Consider the following 7,811-nt stretch of genomic DNA (forward strand, 5'->3'; position numbering starts at 1 on the left):
GGAACACTGGCTCTGATTACGGCTGACTCCCCGGCAAACTCCGTATTGGAAACTGTTCCTGCCGCCTGGCGAATCCTGTTAAGCGCCGCGCTGAGTCCCGCAAGCTCCGTCCTTACCCATAAAGGCGTTACCGGCTCCCAGGGCTTCAGGGGCAGATCCCGGAGCGCTTCCCGGACACTGTCCTGATAGGCCTTAACAAGACCACCGGTGCCCAGAAGAGTTCCGCCGAAATAGCGGGTTACCACCGCCGTGATTTCTCCGATGCCGGAATGACTGAGAATGTTCAGCATGGGACGGCCTGCAGTTCCCTTGGGCTCTCCGTCATCAGAGGCTCCCAGAAATGCCGCGGAATCCCCTCTTCCGGCGTTAAAGGCAAAGCAGTGGTGCCGGGCGTCGGGAAATTCTCCCCGGATCCCTTCGATAAAGGTTTTGACGGCGGCGTTTCCCGGGGTATGTCCGATGCTGGCGATAAACCGGCTTCTCTTCACCGTAAGCTCATTCCGGTGCAAATGCCCCGGAAGAAGCTCCGGAATGTAAACAGTGTTTTCAGACAAATCAGGCCTCCTATATGCCGTCATCTCATCATTATCTGCTCGCATAACAGCGCATATTACCGCTGTCATTTTACCAGCAATCACGTCCCGCATTTTCTTCGCCGCATTTTCATCGCACCATAGCCTTCACCGGGGCACCAGTTTCGGATAACAGACATGTTTCCGCTGAAAACAGGTTCATACCGGCAATAATTATCAGGAGTCCGGCTTTTTTTTCCGTACGGAATGACGGCAAACATAAACTTGACCGGGGATACACTTTGACAAAGGCAGACTTTCCAAAAAGAAACCATCGTCCGTATAATTGCTCGAATTTGGTGCGGAAGCTCTTTGGTTTTTTGGCAAAAATCAAAGCAGCGCGGCATCAAAGCGGATCTGCTTTTGGTTCAGCCATGTGTTTCCCGGAAGAATGCCCTGTTACGGCTTTCGCTCCGGGCTCATGCTTAAGCTGGCGATTACCCGCAGGCAAACAATTTTCCGGTTCCGCTTCATGCAAGGCCATGACAGATAATTTGCAGGTATTATTCTATGAGCTTAAAGAACGTCAAAATTGCCAAACGTCTTACGATAATCGCCTCGGTGTCCATTTTGGCGCTGGTGGCAATTACCTCCCTGTCCGCATTAAAACTGAGCAAAATAGAAAAAACAATACCGATTCTCGGAAAAAGCGTGGATTTTGTCGACCATGCCCGTCATGCCGAAGGGCTTTTCAAGGAGCTCCGCATCAGCGCCATCAAGTATCCCATGACCGTGACTCCCGAGGAACGCGCTGGCATGCGGAAGGCCTATGTCAAAAACCGGGAAATCTTCAACAAAACCGTGGAAGACATTAAGGCATCCTGCGGCTCTGACAATGCATGTCATGATCTGGTGAAGAGCCTTTACCAAAACCTGGATGACTACGACCTCGCCAAGGAAAAGGTCTACGAATTCACCGACGGCGGCAACCCCCGGGAAGGCTATCTCGCAGTGCAGAAATACCTGGTTCCCATCGGCGACAAGGTTGACGACCGGGTTGCCAGGCTGATTCAGCTGGCCTCCGCCACCTCCGATAAGTACGAGGCGGATTCCATGTCCAGCTGCAGCCCCTTATGGCTTTTTATCATTGGTATTCTGGCCATTGCGCTGACAGGGATTGCCATTTATCTCATTGGTAAATCAATTACCCTGCCGGTAACCCTCCTGGCCCGGGACTCCCGGGTGGTGGCCCAGGGGGATCTTACTGTCCGGATTAATGAAACCGGAACTGATGAAATCGGCGTTCTTGCCGCCTCCTTCGGTCAGATGATCGCTACCCTCCGCGAGGTGCTGTGCCATATTCAGGAAACCTCCCAGTCCCTGCTGGAAAATTCCGGCACTCTCCGGGATAACAGTGCGGCGCTGGCCAAAAACAACAGCAAGATCACCGAGGAAATCGCCGGGGTAACCAGCTCCAGCAGCGAGATTGCCGCCACCGCCAATGATATTGCCCAGAAATGCATCAATGCCTCGGAATCCTCGTCTGCCGCTCAGAATCTGGTAAATTCCGATGTGGAGACCGTGGAACAGGTAATAAGCCAGATCCGGGAATACAGCGTGGCCACTCAGGAAAGCTTCAGCATTATCAGGAGTCTGGGGGAACAGATACAGCGCATCAGCGGCATTATCGAAACCATCGAGCAGATTGCGGAACAGACCAATCTCCTGGCCCTCAACGCCGCCATTGAAGCCGCCCGGGCCGGAGAATACGGCCGGGGCTTTGCCGTGGTGGCAGACGAAATACGCTCTCTGGCCAACCGCACCTCGGAATCCACCAAGGAAATCGGCGCCATGATCTCCGCCATTCAGGCCCTGGAAAAGAAAGCCAATACCGCCATGAATGAAAACTTCGCGAAGATGAACGTCATTGTGGAGCGTACCTCCGAAGTCGAAAAGAGCCTCAATGAAATCGACAGATCCGTGGAAAACATGCACCAGCAGATCTCCCAGATCGCCGTGGCCTCGGAACAGCAGACCGCCACCAACATTGAAATATCCCAGCGCCTGAAGCTGGTGGCCGATATCACCGCCCATGCGAAGAACGATGCCGTGAGCTATATGAATATTTCAGACACCGTGCATCAGATCTCTCTGAAGATGGAGGAATATATCGAAAAATTCAAGGTTTAAGAGAACCTAAACGGATTAGTCATAACTGAAAATCCTTGACAGAAACAGCCTTAAGGAACATCCTGTCCGCAAATTAATAGCTGGCGGGGTGTTTCTCTGTTTTCTTTGGCATCCCGGAGAGCTCTTTATAAAAGCTCCGCCAGCTAATGGGATTTTGTCCGGAAGATTTTGCAAAACAACGCCGGACAGTACGGAATGCTGGGATAATCAAATGGCTGACAAGAAAAAATTCAATGAAATAACCCTCCTCAAAATGCTGGCTCTCCTGTCGGTGCTGTTTTTTCATTGCTACCGGCCGTTCTTCGGGAGCGGCAGCTACTGGAAGGTGGTAATTGACGGCAACCTTGACTATCTGTCGTGGCTCCTGCACTTTAACAAGCTCTTTGACGTGCATTGCCTGTTTTTCTGCTCCGGTTTTCTCTTTTTCATGACCATGGCAGCCGGTAACCGCAGCGTTAAGGATCAGCTGGTCAAGCGGGTAAAACGCATCGTAGTTCCGTATTTCCAGGTGGGACTCCTGTATCTGATCCCCCTCTACACCATCTTCAGCATTCCCAGCGGTCTCCATCTCGCTTCGGACAGTCTGCTTGAGGGCTATGAAAAGTTCTGCACCATGATGTTCAGCGAGCATCTCTGGTTTCTTCAGATCCTCCTCATCATTAACGTCATCTGCCTTTTGACCCATTTTGCGGCGAAGCGCTGGTTCTGGCTCCTGCTTGCGGGATCCTTCCTCCTGACCCTGCTCTTTAACTGGGGCCTTAAGGGCGTGTACTTTATGAGCCTCCAGTCCCTGTCAGACAATCTCTTTATCTTTGTTCTGGGCGGCGCCATATACCGCATCTGCAGCCAGCTTACCCCGGGGAAAAATCTGGCTCTGATGGCAGGCTCCCTGGCGCTCTTCCTGACCGCCTATAACATCCCGATTGAAAAGGGCCAGATGTCCGCCCTGCTTTCTCAGATCGCCGCCGGCGGCGCCTGCGTAAGCGCCTTCTGCTTTGCCAGACTGTTTGCCGACCGGGTCATGGATTACATCGGGAAATTCCGGGCGGTGCAGTTCTATGACCGGAATTTCATGGCGTTCTACCTTTATCACATGCCGCTTCCCCTTATCGCCGCCATGTACCTCTACGAGCCCTTTACCGGAATCATCAAATCCGACCTGGCCTATGTCTTTTTCGCCTGGGCGCTGACCCTTGGCATTACCGCTTTAGCGGTAAAGGCTGACCTTCTTATCAGAAAAGGAACCGGCAGGATTATGGCAAAACTTAAGGGCCCCGAAGCTTCTCAGAGCAAGAACTGAACCCGAGGGGCAATTCCGGAGCGCATAACCACAAGCCTCTGGCTGGACTTCTGGAAAAGTCTGGCCGGATCCGGCCCCGCCTTGCCCCGTAAGTAAAATGCCCGGTATTTCCTTCGGGGCGGTCTTTTCGGAACAGAACCGCACCCTGAGTATTGCCTTATTTAGCAGTCAGGATTCCCAAAACTGAATCCGCCGCCCGCAAGCGGGCGGAAGAGAGAGCGCGGCAAGCCGCGCCAGATTCCGCGGATTACGCCGCGGCGGCTGATTCCCGATTTAGAAGATTACCGATTCCAGATTAGCCGTAAAGCGGGCCGCACGGCGTTGTTATCAATGTAGACGTTGCCACCATGCGGGCCTAGCGCGCCGCCCGCATGTACGTTCGATGCGCGGTACTGATTACTGCCCGGCGACCGCAGCCACCAACAACAACAGCCGTTGCCATTATCTACCCCTGCGCCTTGGTTACGGGCATGGGCCGTAGGCCGGCACAGCCTTTCACTGTCATTCTTAAAATAACGTTCCGCCTCCGCAAGGCTGAGACAGAAAACCCGGTCCTGAGTATAATATCCGCCGCGGGTGCCGTACTCCAGGTTATCGCCATTCACCACCTCTGAGAGTTTGATCCTGCGCTGATCCTCAGCAGAGAAAGCCGCCTTCAGAAACTTACCGTTAAGCCACCGCCGCAGATTGCATTGCTCCCAGGTCATGGGTACATCCCAATGATGATACTCCTTGCAATCAAGGCCGTAACGGCTCACCAGAAGCGCTTCCTGGTCGCTGACCTCCAAAACCAGCCATTCAATGGGCTCCCCGCTGCGGTAGTTCTGAGGGTAGCTTCCGAACTTAACGTACTCCCCGACCTTGAACACCGGCATGGGCTTAGGCATCACCGCAGGATATTTGATGCCCTTCACGGTAATGCCGGCCTGTTTGTCAGCAGCGGAACCGGTGTACGACCGGAACTTTCCGATAACCTTAGAGAGCGCGGAGGTGAAGATATGCTCCATATTATTTTCCTCGTATTTATCTAAATCAAATTTGATAACCTGAGAGAGCGCGGAGGTGAAGATATGCTCCCCCAGCATTACAAACCCGGAAACCGTTCTTCTGAGATTATCGTAGGAACTGGAGTGCCAGACCTTTTCTGATACCTCCTTAAGAGCGGCGTCATAGGTGTTAAGGAGATGACGAAGACGATAGGTCTGCTTTTCCCGGAGGAGCCTCCCCGCGTATACTCATCAAAGGCCCGGGCATTTTTGAACTGAAGCTCGCCCTCTCCGAATACAGCCCGATCCAGATCCTCCAGAACCAGCTTTAAAGCCTCCCGGGATTTTGCTTCCGGAATAGCGGAGGCGAAAAATTCCAGATCCTCGCGGTGCTCTTCAATGTACCTGATGTAACCGGAAAAACCTTTCTCGCTTTCCAGCTTCTTAAGGTACCCCAGAAGCTACGCAAGACTCCCGAACTCCCGTCCACCGCAGAAGATGGTTTTAAGTTTTGGGGGCGAGACGGTACATCAGGCGGTAAAAGACCTGATGACTTCCTGCCGCATCCGTGTTCTTCTGGAGATTTGCCTCCGCCTCCCGGCAGATCTTTTCCAGATCGGGGGCAAAGAGACTGAAGTGGTGCGTCAGAATGCCACTTCCCGCCTCCCGGATTCCGGCGGCGGGATCCTTAAGCATGGCTTTAACCAAAGACTCCGGAGTCTCATGCTTCACCCCGCTAAATGAGTAAGGGAGGAATTTCGGTTTCTGTACCGAGTTATCGCTTTCCCCCGGCACCGGCACGTCTTCTCCGTTTAACCACCTTATGACCTCGTCATAGCCCCAGCGTCTGTTGAGGTTCTCCTTTTCATGACGATTGGAAAGATCCTTGTAGGTCAGTCCCTGCACCAGATCCTTAAGGCGGGGCGGAAAGTCTTCCGGGAACTCGATTTTGCTGATGGAGGCCAGCCTTGCCGCTTCTTCCGGAGACAGATCAGGATTCTGAAATGGAGTAAAGCCGGTAAAGAGTTCAAAAACAGTAATGCCAAGAGCGTAGTAGTCGGTTTCCTTATGGAAGATTCCCTGCATGGCCTCAGGAGCGGCATAGGCCGGAGTCATACCGGTCTTTGTTACCACAAATGTGTTCTTTCCCGCATCGGAACTGATGCCGAAGTCTATAAGGACAATATGTTCCCCGGCATCATCAGGAATAAGATTGGCAGGCTTGAGATCCTTGTGGAGGATGCCGGCATCGTGAACGGCTTTCAGGCCTGCAACAATTGACGGAATAATGTGATTTCTGAGATCTTCTTCTGAAAATCTAACACCATGGGACAGGATTTCCGCCAGGGATGCCATCTTGTAGTACGGACGCACCACATACTGATACCCCTGACAGGCGCCAAAGTCATCCACCGGAGCCACGAAAGGACTTGTTACCGTCCTCAGCTTTTCCAGCACATCCGGCTTTACGGCATTTTCCCGGCGGTAGTATTTGAGCAGGAACTTCTTCTCTGAGCGGCTCCCGGTTCCGGAACAGAGGTAGATATCCGCCTCCCCGGAAACTATGTACAGCCTTGAGTCTATATGGAAATCGCCCATGGTAAGCCCCGTGATGTCCGGGAGTTTCTGAACAAGGTTTACCCGAGTCTCTGCGAATTTGCTGAACAGTGATGAGTTAGCTTTGGTTGGGCCGTTAACTTTGGTTTCGGACATAGGCGCCTCACGAATACTGTTTAAACAGAGTAAGTAAACAGAATCCGTCCCTCTCTGTCAAAACCCGCGCCTGAAAACAATAACCTTCTTAACAAAACGCGTGAAGGCCAGCTTTCCCCCATGAAAACATCAGGCCGGACATAAAGTCCGGCCCTTTCATCGCTGAATCAGGTTACTGTCTTACCGTTACCCCAAAAGGCTCAGAGCTACCTGCGGTCTCTGGTTGGCCTGGCTCAGAATGGACTGAGAGGCCTGCTGGATAATGTTCTGCTGGGTCATGGCAGCAGTCTCGGAGGCAAAGTCGGTGTCTCTGATGCGGCTTCTGGCAGCGGAAACATTCTCAGATACGTTGCTCTGGTTTCTGATGGTAGATTCCAGGCGGTTCTGCAAGGCGCCGAAGTCGGCTCTCTTGGCATCCACGGCAGCAATATAGTTGTCGATACTGGCCAGCACATCCTGAGCTTTGTCTGCGTTGGAAATGTCAAAAACTTTGATGCTTTTATCCGCGCCGTCAATGGAAGCAGTTATGGACTTAAATCCCTTCTTATCTGCATCCGTCTCTTTAACTCCGATAGCTCCGATAAGAGCATCTACCCCCCAATTCCCGGCAAGCGCTGCAGCAGAGCCGTCAGATGCTTTCTTGGCAGTGGCAGCAAAACTCAGAGTAATCTTCTGACCGGCATCGGCGCCTACCTGAAAATCCACGCTGGCAGTGCTGCCGTCAAGAATCTTCTGCCCGCCCCAGGTGGTGTCAGCGGAAATTCTTTCAATTTCACTGCAAAGGGATTCCACCTCCTGCTGGAGCGCAGTACGGTCAGCAGAAGAATTGGTGCCGTTTGCAGACTGGAGAGCCAGGGTGCGGATGCGCTGGTACATATTGGTCATTTCATCCATGGCCCCTTCAGCGGTCTGAGCATAGGAGATGCCGTCCTGAGCATTGCGGTTGCCCTGGTTAAGGCCGTTGATCTGGGAAGTGAGACGGTCGGAAATCTGGAGTCCTGCGGCATCGTCCTTGGCACTGTTGATTCTGAGACCGGAGGCCAGACGCTTGTAGGAGGTATCCAGAGCATTGGTGGAGTTTGCCATCATCCGCTGAGCATTCAGTGACGA

At 52.8% G+C, this 7,811-nt stretch carries 6 protein-coding genes; 2 read left to right on the forward strand and 4 right to left on the reverse strand.

Translation table 11 applies throughout. The features are described from left to right. On the reverse strand, window positions 1–554 hold a 554-nt coding region (locus ACJROR_RS09970), incomplete at its 3' end, for an IMPACT family protein (protein WP_406546944.1). Between the two features lie 528 nt (window positions 555–1,082). Here ACJROR_RS09970 and ACJROR_RS09975 point away from each other — a divergent pair. After that, window positions 1,083–2,702, forward strand: coding sequence for a methyl-accepting chemotaxis protein (locus tag ACJROR_RS09975; protein ID WP_406546945.1), 1,620 nt, complete (start codon window positions 1,083–1,085; stop codon window positions 2,700–2,702). Window positions 2,703–2,913: 211 nt separating this feature from the next. Continuing rightward, window positions 2,914–4,002, forward strand: a complete 1,089-nt coding sequence (locus tag ACJROR_RS09980; RefSeq protein ID WP_406546946.1) for an acyltransferase family protein — start codon at window positions 2,914–2,916, stop codon at window positions 4,000–4,002. Between the two features lie 281 nt (window positions 4,003–4,283). On the opposite strand, the gene ACJROR_RS09985 is transcribed toward ACJROR_RS09980, so the two are convergent. The 3 genes from ACJROR_RS09985 to ACJROR_RS09995 all read right to left on the reverse strand — a co-directional run. Next, window positions 4,284–5,087 (reverse strand): DUF6273 domain-containing protein, encoded by an 804-nt coding sequence (locus ACJROR_RS09985; RefSeq protein WP_406546947.1) that lies wholly within the window; start codon window positions 5,085–5,087, stop codon window positions 4,284–4,286. A 405-nt stretch (window positions 5,088–5,492) separates the two neighbouring features. Further along, on the reverse strand, window positions 5,493–6,701 hold the full coding sequence (locus ACJROR_RS09990; protein ID WP_406546948.1) for a serine/threonine protein kinase: 1,209 nt from the start codon (window positions 6,699–6,701) through the stop codon (window positions 5,493–5,495). A gap of 186 nt (window positions 6,702–6,887) precedes the next feature. Continuing rightward, on the reverse strand, window positions 6,888–7,811 hold a 924-nt coding region (locus ACJROR_RS09995; RefSeq protein ID WP_406546949.1), incomplete at its 5' end, for a flagellin.

This window comes from Succinimonas sp. (assembly GCF_045225735.1).
Lineage (GTDB): Bacteria > Pseudomonadota > Gammaproteobacteria > Enterobacterales > Succinivibrionaceae > Succinimonas.

Bases quoted from the DNA above. Each gene is read 5' to 3' on its own strand.
- ACJROR_RS09975 (WP_406546945.1), top strand. From the start codon at position 1,083: ATGAGCTTAAAGAACGTCAAAATTGCCAAACGTCTTACGATAATCGCC.
- ACJROR_RS09980 (WP_406546946.1), top strand. From the start codon at position 2,914: ATGGCTGACAAGAAAAAATTCAATGAAATAACCCTCCTCAAAATGCTG.
- ACJROR_RS09985 (WP_406546947.1), bottom strand. From the start codon at position 5,087: ATGCTGGGGGAGCATATCTTCACCTCCGCGCTCTCTCAGGTTATCAAA.
- ACJROR_RS09990 (WP_406546948.1), bottom strand. From the start codon at position 6,701: ATGTCCGAAACCAAAGTTAACGGCCCAACCAAAGCTAACTCATCACTG.